Here is a 21,300-nt window from a genome sequence, read left to right as displayed (position 1 = left end):
CGATGTTGAAACGCATTCTGATGTTATGCACGCTGCTGTTTTTGTTCAGCCCACTCGCTCGCGCGGATATCAGCTGTTCATTTCAGCTCACCAACGCGGCAAGCTTTGGTTCCGTTAACTCATTTACTCTCGCCAGTACGCCGCAAACGGTTAAATCGGCATCAGGTTTTGCCTGCTCCGGCAGCGCGCTGTCGCTACTCAGCACCAATACCATTAGCGCTAAAATCGTCTCATCAGATCATCCAAATGGCACGGTTCCGCAGATGATGAGCGCCAGCGGTACCGATTTTGTACCCTATAGCCTTTGCGCAGATGACAGTTGTTCTGAGGTTTATCCAATCGGCTATGTCAAAACCTGGACTATCACCTCACTTATCGGGCTGCTGGGGTTATTCAACGCCAGCGATGGTTCGTTACCCATTTTTCTGAAAATTCCGTCAGGACTCAATATGCCCGCCGGAACCTATACCGACAATATCAACATTTTGTGGGATTACAGAATTTGCGTCTCAGGTATCATCACCTGTAACTACGCCACCGGCCATCAGCAGGTAGTGCTTAACGTGACGTTGAAAGTGACGAACTACTGTTTCCTTGATAGCGCGCCGGATGTCGCCTTTGTGCCCGCCTCCCTGCCCTCCAGTTTTTCCGACCTGAGCGGCAAATTTTCGGTTCGCTGCACTAAGAACGCGGCCTTTACCGTTAACCTGACCAGCACCAACCCCACCAGCGGAGGCTGGCGCCAGCTGATGGCGACCATAAATCAGAACAGTTATGCATTGCAGTATCAGTTCTATCAATTGTCAGGCAGCGCATGGACCCAGAGCAACGACCTTAACGTGAGCGGTACCGGCACCGCCCAGGATGTAAACTACACGCTAAAGATTAATCCAGCCCAAACCAGCAAGCCGGCCGGAACCTATAGCGATACCGTCACCGTGACCGTCTCTTATTGAGATTTTAATACCGCGTTTTTCTGTAAAGGGAATGTTAAGGCGTTTTGGGTTGTGGTATAAGAAGGACAGACCGCCGGGGAAAATGAAGGATTATTTGCGGTCAGATGACATAACAGTTTGATAAACAACAGATAAAAAGAGACCGAACACGATTCCTGTATTCGGTCCAGGGAAATGGCTCTTGGGAGAGAGCCGTGCGCTAAAAGTTGGCATTAATGCAGGCTAATCGCCTTGCCTTATAAGAATAGATTACCGTGACAGGTTTTCCAGTCCGCGACAAAAGTGGTCGAATAATTCCTGACGAAATCACGGTGCCAGCAAAAAACCGCCGATCCTGACCAAGGATAACGGCGGTTTTTTTATGTGCTAATACAGCAGGATAGCTTCGGGAATCAGCAAAGTTTCTGCGCGCGTTCAATAAATGGCGCCAGACTCTTTTTTTGTCCCGGATTCTGAAGATCGTCCGCCTGGATCACCGAGATCGGCTGCCCGCTGGTTTTACCTTCCTTCACCTGCTGCTCGGCAATATCATTGAGCGGATACTGCACCAGCGTACTGGGGTTAATGGCAAACAGCGCGTTGCCCGGACGACAGGTCAGCATCACCTCTTCGCGGGTAAATGCCCAGTTGTCTTTGCCCATCTCAAAGCGGCTGACGGTGATAATTTGCGGTGCCGCCAGCGCGACGCCCGAGCTTGCCAGTAACAACATCGTCAAAAGAGTTTTTTTCATGATTTAGCCAGTTAATTCAGTAAGGTTCCCAGGTTGCAAACAGGCTGACAGCCAGCAACGCCAGTGCGCCAAGCACAATTTCTGCCTGCGTGGTGCGTACAATGAGCTGTTCCGCTCGCGATGCGCTCACCGACATACGTGGCACCAGAACATACCTGTTCACCAGCGCAATTGCCACCATCCCGACGACCAGAGCACATTTGATCAACAGCATCTGTCCCCAGAGGGAATCGCGGATCAGTCCCCCCTGAATCAGCAGCGAATTCACCACGCCGCTGGCAATCGCTCCCGCCACCGCCAGATGCCCGTATCGCGAGAAGCGCATCATGGTGCTGATTGCCGACTGACGCCAGCGCCCGCGCGCCAGCCGCAGGCAATAGATGAACGGCAGCAAGCCGCCAAACCAGCTGGCAACACAGAACAGATGCACGGCATGATTAGTGCGTTGCAGCACGCCGCGAAGGCCCTCGCTCATTGCCGCATGCCCGACGCCCGCCATTAATATCAGCTGGCCGCAAAGCAGCACCAGCAGCAGCCGGGCCAGACGGCGCGGTCGCAGCCATACCACCGCCAGCGTGACCCAGGCCAGCAAAATTTGCCAGACCCAGACGCTGCCGAAACGGGTGCCGGCGACCGCCTGCCAGATCGCAGGCTGCCAGACATCTCCCCAGCCGTTCCCCATCAACCCGCCCTGCGCCATTAGCATCAGCAGGGCCGTGATGGCGCTGAGCAACAGCAGATGGCGCAGCAGCGGCAAAAAACGCTGCATCAGTAAACGACGCAGAGAGACCGGCGCCCACCACCCGCCATACAGCACGCAGCCAAAGGCCACCATCAGCGACAGGAAGTGGACAAAACGCAGGCCGATATAAATTCCCGTCAGCATCGGTTATTTCACGGTAAAGTGGTACTGCCCTTTGGTCTTGTGACCGTCAACGGACACCACATGCCAGTCGACGGTGTATGTCCCTGGCGTCAACGGTTGGGTCAAAGGAACAATCAGCTGGGTCGGGCTGCTGTCGCTGCGGGCCAGTTTTCCGGTTGCCACCGATTGCTGCTGCGGCCCGGTCAACGTCACGCCGCTAAATGACGTTTCAATACCTTCAGAAAAGTTGAGGGTCAGCGTCTCAGGAGAAGCCGCCACCGTCGAATCTGCGGCGGGGATTTGCTGTTGCAGATGGGCGTGGGCAAAGGCCGCGGCGCTGACCAGGAAACCGGCGAGAAGAGCAGAGACACGCAGCGCGCGCCCGGCAGTGATACGCATAATCGTCATTCCTTTTCGTTATGATATGTAGCACAGAGAATAACCCTGTATAATGGCGTAGTCGAGCGGCGCGTCTGAGCCTGACGACTCGCCCGAACGCTTTACGGCATCATGAAGGAGAAACCCGTTGGAAAAAAACCTGGCAAAACTTTCGCAGGATGAGATGGACAAAGTGAATGTCGATCTTGCCGCAGCCGGCGTCGCCTTTAAAGAACGCTACAATATGCCGGTTGTCGCCGATTTAGTGGAAAGAGAGCAGCCGGCGCACCTGCGCGACTGGTTCCGCGAACGCCTGATTGCCCATCGACTGGCCTCCGTTTCCCTGTCGCGATTGCCTTATGAACCCAAAGCAAAATAATTGCCATTCCCTGCGGACACCCTACCTGGCAAGGCCGGTGTATTCCCGTGCGCGGGTAACCTTGGCCAGGAGCTGCCCATGCTACGCGTAATAGATACCGAAACCTGCGGGTTACAAGGCGGCGTTGTCGAGATCGCCTCCGTGGACATTGTCGACGGGCAGATAACCAACCCGATGAGCCACCTGGTCCGCCCCGACCGCCCGATCAGCCCACAGGCCATGGCGATCCACCACATCACCGAAGAGATGGTGGCGGACAAGCCGTGGATTGAAGAGGTTCTGCCACATTATCTCGGCAGCCCGTGGTATGTCGCCCACAATGCCAGTTTCGACCGTCGGGTCTTACCCGAAATGCACGGAGAGTGGATCTGCACCATGAAGCTGGCGCGGCGTCTGTGGCCAGGCATTAAATACAGCAATATGGGGCTGTATAAATCGCGTAAGCTTAGCGTCGCCACGCCGGCGGGGCTGCATCATCACCGCGCGTTGTACGACTGCTATATCACCGCGGCGCTGCTGCTCGATATCATGAACGTTTCCGGCTGGCAGCCAGACGACATGGTGACCATCACCGGCCGCCCGGCGCTCCTGACCACCTTCACGTTCGGCAAGTACCGCGGTAAAGCGGTGGCCGAAATCGCCGAAAACGATCCCGGCTATTTACGCTGGCTGTTCAATAATCTGGATCGGATGAGCCCCGAGCTACGCCTGACGCTCAAGCATTATCTCGGGGAGTAGCGCGATTAGACGTCGGCCTGGCCTGGCAGAGTCCCCTGTGCCAGGCCAATCAGAAAGGCAAACTCCAGTGCCACGCCTTCATAGCTTTTAAAACGCCCTGACTTGCCGCCATGCCCCGAATCCATATCGGTGCAGAGCAGCAGCAGATTATCGTCCGTCTTCAGCTCGCGCAGCTTCGCCACCCATTTCGCCGGTTCCCAGTATTGCACCTGGGAATCATGCAGACCGGTGGTCACCAGCATATGAGGATAGGCCTGAGCGCTCACGCCATCGTAGGGGCTGTAGCTCTTCATATAGTGGTAATACGCTTTATCCTGCGGATTGCCCCATTCCTCAAACTCCCCGGTGGTCAGCGGAATCGACTCATCGAGCATGGTCGTCAGGACATCAACAAACGGCACCTGGGCGACGATACCGTGAAAGCGCTCCGGACGCTGATTAATGGCCACGCCCATCAACATGCCGCCGGCGCTACCGCCCATGCCGTAGCATAATTGAGGATCGCCATACCCCTGCGCCACCAGCGCATCACAGACATCAAGGTAATCATTGAAGGTGTTTTTCTTGCACAGGAACTTGCCGTCTTCATACCACTGCTGCCCGAGCTCGCCGCCGCCACGAACGTGGGCGATAGCAAACACGAAGCCACGGTCAAGCAGGCTCAGGCGGCTGGCGCTAAAGTCCGCATCTTCACTGGCACCGTACGATCCGTACGCATAGACCAGCAGCGGGTTGCCGCCCTTGCGAAAATGCTCCCGACGGTAAACCAGCGAGACCGGTACCTCGACGCCATCCCGCGCCTTAATCCACAGGTGCTCGCTGCGGTAATGGCTGGGGTCGAACCCTTTGACTTCCTGCTGTTTGAGCACCCGCCGCTCGCCGGTATCCATATCCAGCTCAAACAGGGTATCCGGCGTGGTCATCGACGAGTAACCGTAACGTAAGCGGGAGGTTTCAGGTTCCGGGTTCCAGGCAAGCCAGGTCACATAGGCCGGATCGTCAAAGGCGATCCCGACCACTTCATGGGTTTTACGGTTAATCTGGCGCAGGCTGGTTAACCCACGCTGACGCTCCTCGACCACCAGCCAGTCGGTAAAGAGCGTAAATCCTTCCAGCATCACGTCCGGGCGCGGTGGGATCAGGGTCTGCCACTGCTGCTCGTCACGCTCGTGAGTCCGGTAGAGGCCAAAATTTTTACCCTCACGGTTGGATCGCAGATAGAAGGCGTGCTGGTAGTGATCGAGGCTGTACTCGTGATCTTTACGGCGCGGCAGGAAGCACACCGGCTCGGCATCCGGCATTTCGGTGTTCAGCAAGCGCACTTCGCTGGTTGTCGCGCTGGCGAGATAGATCACCGCGAACTGCCGGGAAGTGGTGGTATGAAGACTGACATAAAACATGTCGTCTTTTTCTTCATAGACCAGGGTGTCTGAGTAGGACGGCGTACCGACGGTGTGTCGCCAGACCTGATAAGGCAGCAAGGTAGTCGGATGTTTGCGGACATACCACAGGGTCTGTGAATCATTGCTCCAGGCAAATTCCGGGGTGACGTTCTCCAGCACCTCAGGATACCATTCGCCGCTTTGCAGATTGCACAGGCGCAGGCCATACTGCCGCCGGGAGAGATAGTCCTCCGCCACCGCCATGAGGGTGTTGTCCGGGGCAATCCCCAGCCCGCCGAGGGTGTAGAATTCGCTTTGGGCCGCGCGCTGATTACCATCCAGCAGCACCTCCCATTCATCCCACTCCTGTTTCAGCACCGACTGACGCTGGTAGATGGCGTATTCACAACCCGGCTCGTACACCTGGCGATAGCGATAGCCATTTTTGCTGTAGGGGGCGGAAACCTCGCGCGGCGGGATACGGTCGATAATCTCTTTCAACACCCGATCCTGCAGGCTGCGCTGTGTCGACATGACCTTATGCCCGTACTCATTTTCCTGGCGCAGATAGTCAAGCACTTCTGGCCGCTCGCGATCGTCGTCGCGCAGCCAGAAGTAATTATCGATACGGGTATCGCCATGTAAGGTCATGGCGTGGGGGATTCGTTTTGCTTTTGGTGGCATCGTCTGCTCTTTTGCATCCTTTTCTACTACACAAAATCATTCAAGAAGCGGCTTGAAAGATGGCGTGTCTATAAGGGTGGCAAAAGTGGCCCGCGATGCAAGCAAAACCTGTTTATTTAGGTGGAAAGCGCCTGTTTTTGCGCCTGGATGTCCTGTTCGATCTCGGTGCGCACTTCCACCGGCAGGCGTAAGGCCTCCCCGAGGGCGTTGAGGTAGCTGCGTTCCATAAAATGATCGATATCGATCACCGCGCAGCTGATGTAGTACACCTCCAGCGCCTCTTGTTCGCTGTTGATCCCTTGAGCCAGACGCTGCGGGTCGAGCGGTTGAGCCAGCGCGCGATCGATCAATACCCGCCCCTGCACATCAATATTGGCGGCACGCAGCTGCTCTTCGATGTTGGCCCGTTCGTGGTCGTCGATGTGGCCGTCGCTTTTCGCCGCGAACACCAGCGCCAGAATCAACCGCTCGCTGCGGGCATCAAGCCCGGTTGAAGGTGACGCGGATGCGACCGATGGCGCAGCTGTCGGTGCTGTTGGCGATGATGCTGGCGTTGCCGCCGAGGCTCGTGCGCTCTCGCGCAATTTCTGCTGATACTTGTTCCACAACACGCTTCCAGCCACCGCACCGCCGCCGACCAGCAGCGCGCTGGTGCCATATTTAGCCAGCAGCTTGCGCGATGATTTACTGGCTACCAGCAGCCCGGCCAGGCCGCCCAGCGCGCCGGGCAGGAGGAAACTTTTCCCCTCCTGTCGTTCACCTGAGGAGGCAGATTGTCCCTGCTGACCCAGCAGAGACTGGAGTTGATTAAGCCAGTTAGACATGATTTCCCTCGTTGCATAGTAAGCGAAACCATCAGCCTAAACGACGAGATGTCAGGAAATGTGATGAGCAGATAAAGATGCGCAAATTCAGGCCGTAATCAGGCGGCCTTCACCTTGCGGGTTTTCCCGGTTGTCGCCGCGGCAACCTGCGGTTCGTCCGGTTCATCCGTCGCGACTTCTGCGGTGTCAGCCTGAGGCTCCTGCCCTGCTGTTTCTTCGTCTGATTCTGCTTCCGGCGCTTTTCCTGTCCTCAGGATGTGATGCAGGGTCTCTTTGCGTTCCGCCAGCCACAGCGCCATTTCATCACGCTGTGCTTCTTCAAGCGTCAGCGGGCACGCTACCAGCCAGTCGTTAAGGACTTCGGCAAGATCGAGCATTTTGTCGTAAGCATCGGCCTCTTTTTTGCTGGTAAACGACATTTTTTCCTCACCTTCGCGGATCACCACATATTTAATTTCAACCGCCATTGTGCAGCCTCTTTATACTGTATTTTTATACAGTATAGCAAATTTTCACCCTGGACTCAACTGACAGCCATAAAGACAGACGCAAACGTTTTCGTTTATACTACGGCGCATGTTTTTTTACTGTGGAAATGAGTCATGACGTTATTAGGCACAGCCCTGCGCCCGGCAGCAACGCGGGTTATGTTGTTAGGTTCCGGCGAGCTCGGCAAAGAAGTGGCCATCGAGTGTCAACGCCTGGGTATTGAGACGATCGCCGTAGACCGCTATCCCGACGCGCCGGCGATGCAGGTGGCGCACCGTTCGCACGTGATCAACATGCTGCACGGCGATGCCCTGCGGGCGCTGATTGCAGAGGAAAAACCGGACTTCATCGTGCCGGAAATCGAAGCCATTGCCACCGATACGCTGGTTGAGCTGGAGCAGGCCGGGCAAAAAGTGGTCCCAACCGCTCGTGCGGCTAAGCTGACCATGAACCGCGAAGGTATCCGTCGCCTGGCCGCAGAAGAGCTGCAGCTGCCAACCTCCTCCTACCGCTTCGCCGATAGCGAAAGCGCATTTCGCGATGCGGTGGACGAAATTGGCCTGCCCTGCATTGTGAAGCCGGTCATGAGCTCCTCCGGCAAAGGCCAGAGTTTTATTTGTCGCGCTGAACAGCTGGCTGATGCCTGGCAGTATGCGCAGCAAGGCGGCCGCGCCGGTGCCGGTCGGGTTATCGTTGAAGGGGTGGTGAATTTCGACTTTGAAATCACCCTGCTGACCGTCAGCGCCGTGGATGGCGTGCATTTCTGCGCCCCGGTCGGCCATCGTCAGGAAGATGGCGACTATCGCGAATCCTGGCAGCCGCAGCAGATGAGCGAACTGGCGCTGGCCCGCGCCCAGGAGATTGCCAGCAAGGTGGTACTGGCGCTCGGCGGCTATGGTCTGTTCGGCGTGGAGCTGTTTGTCTGTGGCGATGAGGTGATCTTCAGCGAAGTCTCTCCGCGTCCGCACGATACCGGCATGGTCACCCTGATCTCACAGGATCTCTCCGAGTTTGCCCTGCACGTCCGGGCGTTTCTCGGCCTGCCGATCGGCGCCATCCGTCAATACGGCCCGGCGGCCTCGGCGGTCATTCTGCCGCAGCTGACCAGCCAGAACGTCACCTTCAGCAATATTCAGGCGGCGGTGGGTGCAGGCCTGCAGCTGCGCCTGTTCGGCAAACCGGAAATTGACGGCTCCCGTCGGCTCGGCGTGACGCTGGCGGTCGCCGACAGCGTGGAAGATGCAGTGGCGCGGGCAAAAACCGCCGCCTCTGCCGTCGTGGTTCAGGGATAAAAAAAACCCGGTAGCACGAGTGCTACCGGGTGAGTACTTTACGATAAATCAGGGCGTGAAAATTACTTCGCGCCTTCTACCGCTTCGCGAGCAATGCTGGTGATACGGTCATAATCGCCGCTTTCCAGCGCATCTGCCGGTACCAGCCAGGAACCGCCGATGCACAGTACGCTGTTCAGCGCCAGGTAGTCACGGTAGTTCGCCGGAGAGATGCCGCCAGTCGGGCAGAAACGGATATGAGCGAATGGACCGCCGATAGCCTGCAGCGCTTTCACGCCGCCGTTGGCTTCTGCCGGGAAGAATTTGAACTCTTTCAGGCCATACTGCATGCCCAGCATCAGCTCAGAAACGGTGCTGATACCCGGGATCAGTGGGATGGTGCCTTCTTCCGTTGCCGCTTTCAGCAGGGACTCGGTCAGGCCCGGGCTGATAGCAAACTGCGCGCCCGCGTCGGTGACGGCTTTCAGCTGCTCGACGTTGGTAACGGTACCTGCGCCAACAATCGCGTCCGGCACTTCTTTGGCAATCGCACGGATAGCCTCAAGCGCACATTCGGTACGCAGCGTCACTTCCAGTACACGCACGCCGCCTGCAACCAGCGCTTTGGCCATCGGCACAGCGTGTTCCAGCTTTTTCACCACGATTACCGGTACAACCGGGCCGGTGGTGAGGATTGCTTCTGCAGTTGTTTTCCAGTTTTTCATCAGATTTTCTCTCGCCAGATCTACAATTCGAATCGTCTTAAAAAGTGATGCAGGTTGCGCCCTGTTCCGCTCCGGAGAGGTTCTCACGCAGCGCAGAGAACATTTCCCGGCCGGTTCCCACTCGCGAACTGCTCAGGTCAGGAATATGCGGCTGACGCGCAGCCAGTTCAGCATCATCCACCAGCAGCGTCAGTTCACCGGTCTGCCCGTTCACGCGGATGATATCGCCATCACGTACTTTTGCCAGCAGGCCGCCATCGTAGGCTTCAGGCGTGACATGGATTGCTGACGGAACTTTGCCGGATGCGCCAGAGAGTCGCCCATCGGTAACCAGCGCAATTTTGAAACGGCGGTCCAATAATACACCAAGTGGCGGCATAAGTTTATGTAATTCTGGCATGCCGTTCGCTTTTGGCCCCTGATGACGGACCACCACCACGCAATCTTTGTCCAGCATACCGGCTTCAAACGCCGGCAGTACGTCGTGCTGGCTTTCAAAAATCACCGCGGGAGCTTCGATAACCTGGTTTTCTACCGGCACCGCGGAGGTTTTCATGACCGCACGGCCAAGGTTACCGCTGAGCACTTTGGTCCCGCCATGACGAGAGAATGGCTTATCGAAAGTGGCGATGACCTGATCGTCCAGAGGCGCACTTGCCCCTTCACGCCAGTCCAGCTCGCCGTTATTCAGCCACGGCTCCATGGTGTAACGGGAGAGTCCATACCCGGCCACGGTATTCACATCTTCGTGCAGCAGGCCGCCCTTGAGCAATTCACGCACCAGCACCGGCACGCCACCTGCGGCCTGGAAGTGGTTAATATCGGCCGGGCCGTTCGGATAGAGACGCGCCAGCAGTGGGACCACATCGGACAGATCGGAGAAATCATCCCAGTTGATGATAATGCCGGCGGCGCGAGCCATCGCCACCAGGTGCATCGTATGGTTGGTGGAGCCGCCGGTCGCCAGCAGCGCCACAATACCGTTCACCACCACTTTCTCATCGAACATTTTGCCCAGCGGCATCCATTCGTTGCCGTTACCGGTCAGACGCGTCACCTGACGGGCCGCCGCGGTAGTCAGCGCCGTACGCAATTCGGCATCCGGGTGGACAAAAGATGAGCCAGGGAGCTGCATCCCCATAAACTCCACCACCATCTGGTTGGTGTTCGCGGTGCCATAGAAGGTACAGGTGCCCGGCGCATGATAGGAGGCCGCTTCGGACTCCAGCAGCGCCATACGATCGACCTTACCTTCTGCATACAGCTGGCGAATCCGCACTTTCTCTTTATTCGGCAGGCCGCTGGCCATCGGGCCTGACGGCACGAAAATGGACGGCAGGTGGCCAAAAGAAAGCGCCGCCATGGTCAGCCCCGGGACGATTTTGTCGCACACGCCGAGGTATAGCGCGCCATCGAACATGTTATGCGACAAGCCGACCGCGGCCGACATCGCAATCACTTCGCGGCTCAGGAGCGAGAGCTCCATACCATCCTGCCCCTGGGTGACGCCATCGCACATCGCCGGCACCCCGCCCGCAACCTGGCCAACCGCATTCACAGAATGCAGCGCCTTGCGGATGATATCCGGATAGTACTCGTAGGGCTGATGGGCGGAGAGCATGTCGTTGTAGGAGGTAATGATAGCGATGTTGTTACGCAACATGCTTTTCAGCGAGGCTTTATCATCCGACTGACAGGCAGCAAAGCCGTGGGCCAGGTTACCGCAGGCCAGCTGGGCGCGATGGACGGTATCCGTCTTCGCCTGGTTAATCCGTGCGAGGTAGGCGGTGCGGGTTTCACGCGACCGCTCGATAATGCGATTTGTTACCCGTAACATTGTCGAATTCATAAAGGCTCCTGAATTTTTATCTGTCCGGCCACAGTGATTTAACGATGACTTATTCGGTGAAAGGCACCAGCACTGCAGCTCAGCGGCAAAATATCTACAGGCAGTGTAATAAAAAAAGCCCCGGGGGTGAATCCTCCCGGAGCTTAAAAGGCTAAAAATTATGCGACATACTGCGTCAGATCATGTTACCGGTAAAATAACTCATCCGGATAACCTGCTGACTATTCGAATTCGTTCCAGGAACGACCATCGCGGGTAATCATCGCCACGGAGGCAACCGGTCCCCAGGTCCCCGCCTGATAAGGCTTAGGCGCATCGCGATCCGCCGCCCAGGCTTCGGTAATGGAGTCCACCCACTTCCACGCCTCTTCCACTTCATCACGACGCACGAACAACGCCTGGATCCCACGCATGGTTTCCAGCAGCAGACGCTCGTAGGCATCCGCCAGGTGAGTCTGGTTGAAGGTTTCCGAATAGCTCAGATCCAGCTTGGTGATCTGCAGATTGTGTTTGTGATCCAGACCAGGGACTTTGTTGAGCACCTGAATATCAACGCCTTCGTCCGGCTGCAGACGAATGGTTAATTTGTTCTGCGGCAGCTCCTGCCAGTTCTCTTTGAACAGGTTCAGCTCCGGCGTTTTGAAGTAAACCACGACTTCAGAACATTTGGTCGGCAGACGTTTACCGGTACGCAGGTAGAACGGCACGCCGGCCCAGCGCCAGTTATCGATATCCACGCGGATCGCCACGAAGGTTTCGGTATTGCTGGATTTGTTCGCGCCCTCTTCTTCGAGGTAGCCCGGCACTTTTTTACCCTGGGCGAAACCGGCGGTGTACTGGCCACGGACGGTTTTTTCACGCACGTTGGAGCGATCGATACGGCGCAGTGATTTCAGCACTTTGACTTTTTCATCACGGATGCTGTCGGCGCTGAGATCTGACGGCGGCGACATGGCAATCATGCACAGGATCTGCAGCAGGTGGTTCTGGATCATGTCGCGCATCTGCCCGGCCTGATCGAAGTAACCCCAGCGGCCTTCAATGCCGACTTCTTCCGCCACGGTAATTTCAACGTGGTCGATGGTGCGGCAGTCCCAGTTATTCACAAACAGGGAGTTCGCAAAACGCAGCGCCAGCAGGTTGAGCACCGTCTCTTTGCCGAGATAGTGGTCAATGCGGTAGACCTGGCACTCTTCGAAGAATTCGCCGACCTGGTCGTTGATTTCGCGGGAGGTATCCAGAGAGGTCCCCAGCGGTTTTTCCATGACCACGCGCGCCGGTTTGGCATTCAGTTTTGCTTCGCCGAGGCCTTTGCAAATCGCGCCAAAGGTGCTTGGCGGCATCGCGAAATAGTTAATGGTGACGCGATTTTCCTGATCCAGCATTTTGCCGAGGCGAGAAAACGCTTTGGTATCATTCACATCGAGGTTACAAAAATCCAGACGTCCGCTCAGGGTATCCCACAAACTTTCATCGATTTTTTCCTTCATGAAAGTTTCCAGCGCTTCACGAACTACTTTGGTGTAAGCATCTTTATCCCAGTCAGCACGTCCGACCCCGATGATGCGGGTGTCAGGGTTGATCTGGCCAGCCTTTTCAAGCTGATACAGGGAAGGCAACAATTTACGACGCGCCAGGTCACCCTTTGCGCCGAAAATGACCAGATCGCATGCCTGGGCCGTTTGCGTTACCGCCATGTCATTCTCCTCAGTTGATAGTCTGGTGCTTATGCCAGGCTATATTTGTAATTTTATTACACTGCACTGTACTGTGTTTACGAACTTCCCGAAACCCTCTGGCCCCTATTCCCGCAGCTAAACCGCACGCGGAGAAAAGTTCCGCCGACAATTTGGGCAAACGGCCTGGTGAGTTCGTTGTTTCGACCGGTTTTAAGTTAATAAAATACGACTCTGATCATGTAATGAAAAAAAACAACATTTTTTAACGTCATTCCTCCCCGCTAGCGACAGCAGAGGGGTATATTCTTGCTAAAACGCCTGATGATTTCATCCATTAATGAAATCGTTTCCACTGATGAGCGCCCTGTTACCCATGAATATGCTGGAAAAAATCCAGTCCCGACTGGAACACCTTAGCAAATCCGAACGCAAAGTGGCGGAAGTCATTCTTGCTACGCCTGCTCAGGCCATTCATTCAAGCATTGCGGCCCTGGCGCTGGAGGCTGGCGTCAGCGAGCCTACCGTTAACCGTTTTTGCCGGAGCCTTGAAACCCGCGGCTTTCCCGATTTTAAGCTCCATCTGGCACAAAGCCTGGCGCACGGGACCCTCTATGTTAACCGCAATGTCGATGAAGACGACAGCGTAGAGTCCTACACCGGTAAAATATTTGAGTCGGCCATGGCCAGTTTAGATCAGGTCCACCATTCGCTCGACATGTCAGCGGTGAATCGGGCCGTCGATCTGTTAACCCAGGCCAAGAAAATTGCCTTCTTTGGCCTCGGTTCGTCAGCGGCTGTCGCCCATGACGCCATGAATAAATTTTTCCGTTTTAATGTCCCGGTCATCTATTCCGATGACATTGTCCTGCAACGCATGAGCTGTATGAATTGCGATGACGATGACGTGGTGGTGATTATCTCCCATACTGGACGGACGAAAAGTCAGGTCGAACTGGCGCAGCTGGCCCGTGAAAACGATGCCATGGTCATTGCCATTACCTCGCCAGGCACGCCGTTGGCCCGCGAGGCCACGTTATCGATTACCCTTGATGTCCCTGAAGATACGGATATCTACATGCCAATGGTTTCACGTCTTGCCCAGTTGACGGTCATTGACGTGCTGGCGACCGGTTTTACCCTCCGTCGTGGCGCTAAATTCAGAGATAACTTGAAGCGGGTCAAGGAAGCATTAAAGGAATCGCGTTTTGATAAAGAACTACCCGTACGCAGCGATAACCCATAAAACCTGATAATGAAGTAGTGACCTATTAGACCTTCGGTTTTGTCCCGGCACAGCGACTTTGCTGGCTGGCACCACCGATTCCATGTTCACGCAACACCAAAGTTGTTTTAGTCAACGGAGTATTACATGTCCAGAAGGCTTCGCAGAACCAAAATCGTAACGACCTTAGGCCCAGCCACCGATCGTGATAACAACCTCGAAAAGGTTATCGCCGCGGGTGCTAACGTAGTACGTATGAACTTCTCTCACGGTACCCCGGAAGATCACCAGATTCGCGCGGATAAAGTCCGCCAGATTGCGGCTAAACTGGGCCGCCATGTTGCGATCCTCGGTGACCTCCAGGGGCCGAAAATTCGCGTATCGACCTTCAAAGAAGGCAAAATTTTCCTCAATATCGGCGACAAATTCCTGCTGGACGCCGAGCTGGGTAAAGGTGAAGGCGATAAAGAACGCGTCGGTATTGATTATAAAGGCTTGCCAGCGGACGTTGTGCCGGGCGATATCCTGCTGCTGGACGACGGACGCGTACAGCTGAAAGTTATCGAAGTTCAGGGCCTGAAAGTGTTCACCGAAGTCACCGTCGGCGGCCCGCTGTCGAACAACAAAGGCATCAACAAACTGGGCGGTGGCCTCTCTGCGGAAGCGCTGACCGACAAAGACAAAGCCGACATCGTAACGGCGGCGAAAATTGGCGTCGATTACCTCGCCGTCTCCTTCCCGCGCTGCGGCGAAGACCTGAACTATGCCCGCCGTCTGGCGCGTGAAGCTGGTTGTGACGCCAAGATCGTCGCCAAAGTTGAACGTGCAGAAGCCGTGTGCGATCAGGACGCGATGGACGACGTGATTCTGGCCTCTGACGTGGTCATGGTGGCACGTGGTGACCTCGGCGTGGAAATCGGCGACCCGGAACTGGTCGGGATTCAGAAAGCCCTGATCCGCCGCGCCCGTCAGCTGAACCGTTCGGTAATCACCGCGACCCAGATGATGGAGTCGATGATCACCAACCCGATGCCAACCCGTGCGGAAGTCATGGACGTCGCGAACGCCGTCCTCGATGGTACCGATGCGGTAATGCTGTCTGCGGAAACGGCCGCTGGCCAGTACCCGTCAGAAACCGTCGCCGCGATGGCGCGCGTCTGCCTCGGCGCAGAGAAGATCCCAAGCCTCAACGTGTCCAAACACCGTCTGGATATCCAGTTCGATAACGTTGAAGAAGCGATCGCCATGTCTGCGATGTATGCGGCGAACCACCTGAAAGGGGTTACCGCTATCATCACCATGACCGAATCTGGCCGTACCGCACTGATGACTTCTCGCATCAGCTCCGGTCTGCCGATTTTTGCCCTCTCCCGCCACGAGCGCACCCTGAACCTGACCGCTCTGTACCGTGGCGTGACGCCGGTGCATTTCGACAGCACCAGTGACGGCGTTGCTGCGGCTCACGATGCGGTAATTCTGCTGCGCGATAAAGGCTACCTGGTCTCCGGCGACCTCGTTATCGTCACCCAGGGTGACGTAATGAGCACCATCGGCAGCACCAACACCACGCGTATCCTCACCGTCGAATAATATTCCGCTCGCGAAACGCCTGAAACCTGCCAGCATCACGCTGGCAGGTTTTTTTTGTTGAAAGATACGTGGAAGATTAATCACCTGCAGCCCGGCGAATCACACGATCCAGCTCATTAACAGCGTGGCGGCAATCACCGTTGAGGCCCCGCCGATGCGGGTGGCAATCTGTGCGAAAGGCATCAGCGACATGCGATTGGATGCCGAGAGTATCGCAACATCCCCGGTTCCCCCGAGACCGCTATGGCAGCTGGTGACGATAGCCGCTTCCACCGGATACATATTCAGCCGTGAGGCGATAAAAAAGCCGCTGAGCGCCATCGACAACACCACCGACCCGCACACCACGACATAGCCGACGGAGAAGACCGAAACCACGCTCTCCAGAGGCACATACAGCATGCCGAGCCCAATCATCAACGGCCAGACCAGCGCGGCAGAGACAAATTTGTAGCAGCTGTGCGCCCCCAGTTCCATCGCGGCGGGGATGACTTTGGTGTATTTACACAGTACCGCCGCCAGAATCATCAACACCGGGCCCGGAATGTGCAGCACCTTCTCCAGCAAGCCGCCAACGATGAAAAAGGCACAGATCATCAGCAGTCCGGCGCCCATCAGCTGGAAGTCGGTCGGTTGGCCACTCTGCGCCTGCGAGAAGACGCGGTTATCATCATGGCAGCGAATCAGCATGCCGTCGCCGGAAAGCTGCGGACGGCGTGCGCCGAGACGAGCCAGGAAGCCGGCGCAGATGATGGCAAAAATGTTCCCCACCACCGCGGCTGGCGCCAGCTGCGCGACATAGACATCCGGAGTCTGTCCGAGGATCGCCGAGTAGGCCAGCGACAGCGGCAGGATCCCTTCCCCGATACCGCCGCCAATAATCGGCACGATGATAAAGAAAAAGGTGTGATACAGGCTGTAGCCAAACAGGCTGCCCACCAGCAGCCCGGTGAATATCGCCGCTCCGGTTCCGACCACCAGCGGCACGAACATCCGCACCATTCCCTGAATCAGGATGGTTCTGTTCATGCCCAAAATACTGCCGACCACCAGACAGGCGATGACGAAATAGAGCAGATTGGCCTCTTTCATCAGCAGATGCACGGTGCCCAGGGTATGTGGGTCAAACACGCCAAAATAGACCAGCACCGACGGCATCATCAGGCACAGGATCGCCGGACCGCCGATATCTTTCAGCACCGGTACCATCCGCCCTATTTTGGCCAGCGCAAACCCTAAGGTCATGATGACCGCCAGCCCGCCGATCATATTCTTTGGCAACACTCCCGCCATGGACGCCACCACCACAATCGTGGCGATACCGACAAACAGGGTTAACGGCACGGCGCCGACGTCAACGTTCGAAAAAAACCGCGCGGTTTGCCCACTCGAGTGAGTTTTTTCAATCGGGTGGTTCAGTGAATTATTTTTCATATCTCACCTGCATTGTAATAGCTTGCGTAGGATCGGGGCGCAATATACCCGTCATACTTCACGTTGCATGAGCGTTGGCTTGACTCGTTATTCGGCCCATCCATGAGCCTCACCCTTATCAGGGCCGCTGCGCGCAGCGTTCAAATCTGTTCCAGACAGATTTGTCACCCCAGTCACTTACTTCAGTAAACTCCTGGAGATTCGTTGCGTCGCCGCCTGCAACTCAAATTATTTAGGGTATATAAAAAATCACGCCATTAAATAAAAATTGAAATAATAATTAAAAATGAAGTGCTTTTATAATTGAAACCATCAAAACGGTAACACAGGGTTTTGCTATTAAAAAGCCAACGTCCCGGTTACCTGTCGATTTTGTGACTGAGACAATAACTCGCTTTTAAGTAATTTAATTTATTGCTGTGAAGCTAAAGTTATCAGCAAGCAGGATTCTGTAGCACCTGCCATATAAAACAAGGCGTTATTCTCATCTGCGTTATTTGTAAGTAAAGTTCCTGACGCGAAATTATTTAAACACTGGCCACTGTGATGTCAATCACCTTTCAATTCTTATGGGATCGTTAAATTAAAAAACACAACCAACCCGACATTATAATTTCAGGATCACCTATGCCGACACTGCTACTACAATCATTGTTCCCGTTAGTTTTTATCATGCTGCTCGGCTGGCTCAGTGGTAAGTTAGGCTATACCCGCCGCGAAGATGCCTCGGTTTTAGCCACCGTCGTGATTCGGTTTGCCCTGCCGTTCCATCTTTTTATCGGGGCTTTGCATACCAACCCCGATAAAATTAAAAACTTCACCTTTATGGTGGTATTAGTCATTGGCCTGATGGGGTCTTATTTCCTCACCCTGGTGATCTCCCGCTACGTGTTTCGCCACGATATCAAAACCAGCGCCATTCAATCCCTGGTGTGCGCATTTCCTGATATGGCCTATTTCGGCGCGCCGGTGCTGGCGGTGCTGATCGGGCCAGAAGGGTTCCTCGGCGTGCTTATCGGCAATTTAATCACCAGCGTATTTATGATCCCGCTGACGATAATCCTGATTCGCATGGGAGACAAAGATTCAGACGCGACCCAGCGTGTTCACGCCGGCACGCTGATCCTGCAAAACTTACTCAACGCCGTCAAAAACCCTATCGTCTGGATCCCTATTTCTGGTGTCCTGTTGAGTCTCGCCGGAGTCCAGCTGCCGCATATGCTCAGCATGCCGATTGAAATGGTCGGTAAAATTGCCGGCGGGCTGTCTTTATTTGCTCTGGGCTTGCTGTTCTACGGCGAACGTCCAACGCTGAATATCCAGACCTGCACCAACATCAGTATTAAAAACCTGATTCAGCCCGCCATGATGGCTGCCGCTGGCCTGGCCTTTGGCCTCAGCCACACGCTGATGCAGCAGGTGATTATTATCGGGGCGACCCCTTCAGCGATCGCCGCCGGTATGTTTGCCCTGCGCAGCGATACCTACATTGAATCCGCTTCATCCTCTATTTTGCTTGGCACCGCCATTGGCGTCGTTACCGAAGGCATCATGATTTACTTTATATCTTAAATATTGCGCCACACCCATATCAGCAAATACCCACGATATTATTTTTAAATAAGATTCAGGAGTCATAACATGTTAGTCACAGAAACCGTATACACTCCCTATAATGGTGCCGTCCTGCTGGAAAACCCGCTATTAAATAAAGGTCTGGCATTTACTGAAGGCGAACGTACGGCATTTAATTTACAGGGATTACTGCCGCATAATATCGAAACCATTGAAGAACAGACGGAACGCGCGTGGATGCAGTTTTGCCAGTTCAAACGCGATATTTCCCGGCATATTTATTTGCGAAATATTCAGGATACCAACGAGACGCTGTTTTATCATTTGCTGCGCGATCATATGAAAGAAATGCTGCCGGTGATTTACACCCCCACGGTGGGCGAAGCGTGCGAACACTTCTCGGAAATATATCGCCGCGGGCGCGGCCTGTTCATTTCCTGGCCGAACCGCCATCATATTGACGAGATGCTGCAAAGTTTTTCCCGCAACGACATCCAGGTGATTGTAGTCACCGACGGCGAACGCATTCTTGGCCTTGGCGATCAGGGTATTGGCGGAATGGGGATCCCCATCGGCAAGCTCTCTTTGTATACCGCCTGCGGCGGCATTCACCCCGCGTCGACGCTGCCCATCATGCTGGACGTTGGCACCAATAACGAGAAGCTGCTGGAAGACCCGCTGTATATGGGCTGGCGTCATCCACGAATCAACGACGACCAGTATATTGAATTTATGGATATGTTTGTCGATGCGGTGAAACAGCGCTGGCCGCACGTCCTGCTGCAGTTCGAAGATTTCGCCCAGAAGAACGCCAGCCGACTGCTTAACCGCTACCGCCACCAGCTGTGCTGCTTCAATGACGATATCCAGGGAACCGCCGCGGTCACTTCCGGTACGCTGATCGCCGCCGCCACCGCCGCGGGTACCCGCATGCGTGACCAGCGGGTGGTGTTCCTCGGGGGCGGTTCCGCCGGGTGCGGAATTGCCGAGAAAATCATTGCCCTGATGGTGGACGATGGCCTGACCGAGCGTGAAGCACGCAATAATATCTTCATGGTCGACCGTGCGGGACTGCTGACGGAGGAGACGCCCGACCTGCTCGATTTCCAGCAAGCCCTCATCACGCTGCGGGAAAACCTCGCCCACTGGGATACCGACGGTACCTCGCTGTCGCTGATGGATGTCGTGCGCAACGTCCAGCCAACCGTGCTCATTGGCGTCTCCGGCCAGCCGGGCCTGTTCAGTGAAGCGATCATCAAAGAGATGTACCGCCACTGCCCTCGCCCGATCGTGATGCCGCTCTCCAACCCCACCTCGCGTGCGGAAGCGCAGCCCCACGACCTTCTCGAATGGACTGAGGGAAATGCCTTAATTGCCACCGGAAGCCCGTTTGACGCGGTGGTGTATCAAGGGGAAACCCACGAGATTGCCCAGTGTAACAACGCCTACATTTTCCCGGGACTGGGGTTAGGCATCCTGGCGGCGAAGGCACAGCGCGTCACGGAAGCCATGCTCATCACCTGCAGTAAAACCCTTGCCGCTCATTCCCCATTAGTCACCACAGGGCAAGGCGGATTGCTTCCGCCGGTGGAGCAGATCGAGATGATTTCCAGAGCCATTGCCATGGACGTGGCTCGGGTAGCCCAGCAAGAAGGCGTCGCCCCCGACATCAGCGAAGAGCAGCTGGCCGTCAGTATCGATAAAACCTTCTGGCGAGCGCGCTATACCTCGTATAAACGCTCGGCGCTGTAACGCCCTACGTTAACCCTGCGGGAAGCGCCCGTGCTTCCCGCGAGTCCAAGGAACCGCGCATGTTCAATGTGCTTGTTGTTGATGATGATGCCATGGTCGCCGGGCTGAACCAGCTGTTTATCAGCCGGGTCGCCGACTTTCACTGCTGCGGCATCGCCTCGACGATTGGTGAAGCAGAGCAGATGCTGAGCCAGTTACCGCAGATCGACCTGGTGCTGCTGGATGTCTATATGCAGCACGAAAATGGGCTCAGCCTGCTGCCTGTCCTGCGCGCCAGCGGCCGTCATATCGATACGATCATGATAACGTCCGCCGCCGATGCCTCGACCGTCCAGACGGCGATGCGCTACGGCGTGGTCGATTATTTGATTAAACCGTTTCAGTTTCCACGCTTTGAGGAGGCGCTGCTGACGTGGCGTAAGCGCCATATGCTTCGGCAGGCCAAAAGCAGCTATGTACAATCGGAGGTTGATGATTTACTGCGCAGCAGCCTGCCGCGGCAGGAAGGCAACCGCCGGCTGCCAAAGGGGTTAACGCCGCAAACGCTGCGTCTGGTGTGCCGCTGGATTGATACGCATCAGGCACGCGACTTTTCAACCAATGAACTGGCTGCGGCACTGCTTATCTCGCGGGTATCGTGCCGCAAATATCTGATCTGGCTTGAACAGACGGGCATCCTCTATACCACCAACCACTATGGCATGACCGGTCGCCCGGAGTATCGTTACCAGTTGATCGGCGAGCATGTTGCCCTGCTCAGACAATACAGCCAATGAA

General features: G+C 55.6%; 19 protein-coding genes. 9 read left to right on the top strand and 10 right to left on the bottom strand.

Annotation, left to right across the window (positions count from 1 at the left end; translation table 11 throughout):
* The first annotated feature begins 2 nt into the window (after positions 1–2).
* Positions 3–956 carry a spore coat protein U domain-containing protein gene (locus HF679_RS02935; protein ID WP_227540110.1) on the top strand — a complete coding sequence of 318 codons (954 nt, stop codon included), beginning with the start codon at positions 3–5 and terminating at the stop codon, positions 954–956.
* Positions 957–1,348: 392 nt separating this feature from the next.
* On the opposite strand, the gene HF679_RS02930 is transcribed toward HF679_RS02935, so the two are convergent.
* Genes HF679_RS02930 through yobA form a run of 3 tightly spaced genes read right to left on the bottom strand, consistent with a single transcriptional unit; the run spans position 1,349 to position 2,951 of the window.
* Positions 1,349–1,687, bottom strand: coding sequence for a YebY family protein (locus tag HF679_RS02930; RefSeq protein ID WP_154144700.1), 339 nt, complete (start codon positions 1,685–1,687; stop codon positions 1,349–1,351).
* A 16-nt stretch (positions 1,688–1,703) separates the two neighbouring features.
* Positions 1,704–2,573, bottom strand: a complete 870-nt coding sequence (gene copD / locus HF679_RS02925; protein WP_123754893.1) for a copper homeostasis membrane protein CopD — start codon at positions 2,571–2,573, stop codon at positions 1,704–1,706.
* A gap of 3 nt (positions 2,574–2,576) precedes the next feature.
* Positions 2,577–2,951, bottom strand: coding sequence for a CopC domain-containing protein YobA (gene yobA / locus HF679_RS02920; RefSeq protein WP_123754894.1), 375 nt, complete (start codon positions 2,949–2,951; stop codon positions 2,577–2,579).
* 127 nt (positions 2,952–3,078) lie between these two features.
* Here yobA and HF679_RS02915 point away from each other — a divergent pair, with 127 nt between their 5' ends.
* Positions 3,079–3,309, top strand: a complete 231-nt coding sequence (locus HF679_RS02915; RefSeq protein ID WP_123754895.1) for a DNA polymerase III subunit theta — start codon at positions 3,079–3,081, stop codon at positions 3,307–3,309.
* A 78-nt stretch (positions 3,310–3,387) separates the two neighbouring features.
* Positions 3,388–4,047: an exodeoxyribonuclease X gene (exoX, locus tag HF679_RS02910; RefSeq protein WP_123754896.1), complete on the top strand. Its 660-nt coding sequence runs from the start codon at positions 3,388–3,390 to the stop codon at positions 4,045–4,047.
* Between the two features lie 5 nt (positions 4,048–4,052).
* Here the strand turns inward: exoX and ptrB are convergent, their stop codons facing one another.
* The 3 genes from ptrB to HF679_RS02895 form a co-directional block, all read right to left on the bottom strand.
* Complete coding sequence (ptrB, locus tag HF679_RS02905; RefSeq protein WP_187042593.1) at positions 4,053–6,113, bottom strand: oligopeptidase B; 2,061 nt, start codon at positions 6,111–6,113, stop codon at positions 4,053–4,055.
* A 116-nt stretch (positions 6,114–6,229) separates the two neighbouring features.
* Positions 6,230–6,937, bottom strand: a complete 708-nt coding sequence (locus HF679_RS02900; protein ID WP_187042592.1) for a tellurite resistance TerB family protein — start codon at positions 6,935–6,937, stop codon at positions 6,230–6,232.
* 98 nt (positions 6,938–7,035) lie between these two features.
* Positions 7,036–7,404, bottom strand: a complete 369-nt coding sequence (locus HF679_RS02895) for a YebG family protein (protein ID WP_123754899.1) — start codon at positions 7,402–7,404, stop codon at positions 7,036–7,038.
* A 135-nt stretch (positions 7,405–7,539) separates the two neighbouring features.
* Here HF679_RS02895 and purT point away from each other — a divergent pair, with 135 nt between their 5' ends.
* Positions 7,540–8,718, top strand: coding sequence for a formate-dependent phosphoribosylglycinamide formyltransferase (gene purT / locus HF679_RS02890; protein ID WP_187042591.1), 1,179 nt, complete (start codon positions 7,540–7,542; stop codon positions 8,716–8,718).
* 62 nt (positions 8,719–8,780) lie between these two features.
* On the opposite strand, the gene HF679_RS02885 is transcribed toward purT, so the two are convergent.
* The 3 genes from HF679_RS02885 to zwf form a co-directional block, all read right to left on the bottom strand.
* Positions 8,781–9,422 carry a bifunctional 4-hydroxy-2-oxoglutarate aldolase/2-dehydro-3-deoxy-phosphogluconate aldolase gene (locus tag HF679_RS02885; RefSeq protein ID WP_174508035.1) on the bottom strand — a complete coding sequence of 214 codons (642 nt, stop codon included), beginning with the start codon at positions 9,420–9,422 and terminating at the stop codon, positions 8,781–8,783.
* Between the two features lie 37 nt (positions 9,423–9,459).
* Positions 9,460–11,271, bottom strand: coding sequence for a phosphogluconate dehydratase (gene edd, locus HF679_RS02880; RefSeq protein WP_187042590.1), 1,812 nt, complete (start codon positions 11,269–11,271; stop codon positions 9,460–9,462).
* Positions 11,272–11,492: 221 nt separating this feature from the next.
* Positions 11,493–12,968 carry a glucose-6-phosphate dehydrogenase gene (gene zwf / locus HF679_RS02875; RefSeq protein ID WP_123754903.1) on the bottom strand — a complete coding sequence of 492 codons (1,476 nt, stop codon included), beginning with the start codon at positions 12,966–12,968 and terminating at the stop codon, positions 11,493–11,495.
* 319 nt (positions 12,969–13,287) lie between these two features.
* Here zwf and HF679_RS02865 point away from each other — a divergent pair, with 319 nt between their 5' ends.
* Together HF679_RS02865 and pyk are read left to right on the top strand one after the other, a co-directional pair.
* Positions 13,288–14,193: a MurR/RpiR family transcriptional regulator gene (locus tag HF679_RS02865; RefSeq protein ID WP_174508033.1), complete on the top strand. Its 906-nt coding sequence runs from the start codon at positions 13,288–13,290 to the stop codon at positions 14,191–14,193.
* Positions 14,194–14,319: 126 nt separating this feature from the next.
* The gene (gene pyk, locus HF679_RS02860) at positions 14,320–15,762 is read left to right on the top strand and encodes a pyruvate kinase (protein WP_123754904.1); all 1,443 of its coding nucleotides are present in this window, start codon (positions 14,320–14,322) and stop codon (positions 15,760–15,762) included.
* Between the two features lie 99 nt (positions 15,763–15,861).
* Here the strand turns inward: pyk and HF679_RS02855 are convergent, their stop codons facing one another.
* Positions 15,862–17,196, bottom strand: a complete 1,335-nt coding sequence (locus HF679_RS02855; RefSeq protein ID WP_123754905.1) for a 2-hydroxycarboxylate transporter family protein — start codon at positions 17,194–17,196, stop codon at positions 15,862–15,864.
* A gap of 627 nt (positions 17,197–17,823) precedes the next feature.
* On the opposite strand from HF679_RS02855, the gene HF679_RS02850 reads away from it, so the two are divergent.
* From HF679_RS02850 to dcuR, 3 genes are all read left to right on the top strand, one after another.
* A complete protein-coding gene (locus HF679_RS02850; RefSeq protein WP_187042589.1) occupies positions 17,824–18,768 on the top strand; it encodes an AEC family transporter in 945 nt (314 codons plus the stop codon).
* A 69-nt stretch (positions 18,769–18,837) separates the two neighbouring features.
* Positions 18,838–20,523, top strand: coding sequence for an NAD-dependent malic enzyme (locus tag HF679_RS02845; RefSeq protein WP_187042588.1), 1,686 nt, complete (start codon positions 18,838–18,840; stop codon positions 20,521–20,523).
* Between the two features lie 59 nt (positions 20,524–20,582).
* Complete coding sequence (gene dcuR / locus HF679_RS02840; protein ID WP_154144692.1) at positions 20,583–21,299, top strand: two-component system response regulator DcuR; 717 nt, start codon at positions 20,583–20,585, stop codon at positions 21,297–21,299.
* Position 21,300: the final 1 nt, after the last annotated feature.

This window comes from Enterobacter sp. JUb54, from assembly GCF_014298075.1.
GTDB lineage: Bacteria > Pseudomonadota > Gammaproteobacteria > Enterobacterales > Enterobacteriaceae > Klebsiella > Klebsiella lignicola.
The sequence above is the reverse complement of the archived record's forward strand: the minus strand, read 5'-3'. Positions and strand labels throughout refer to the sequence as shown.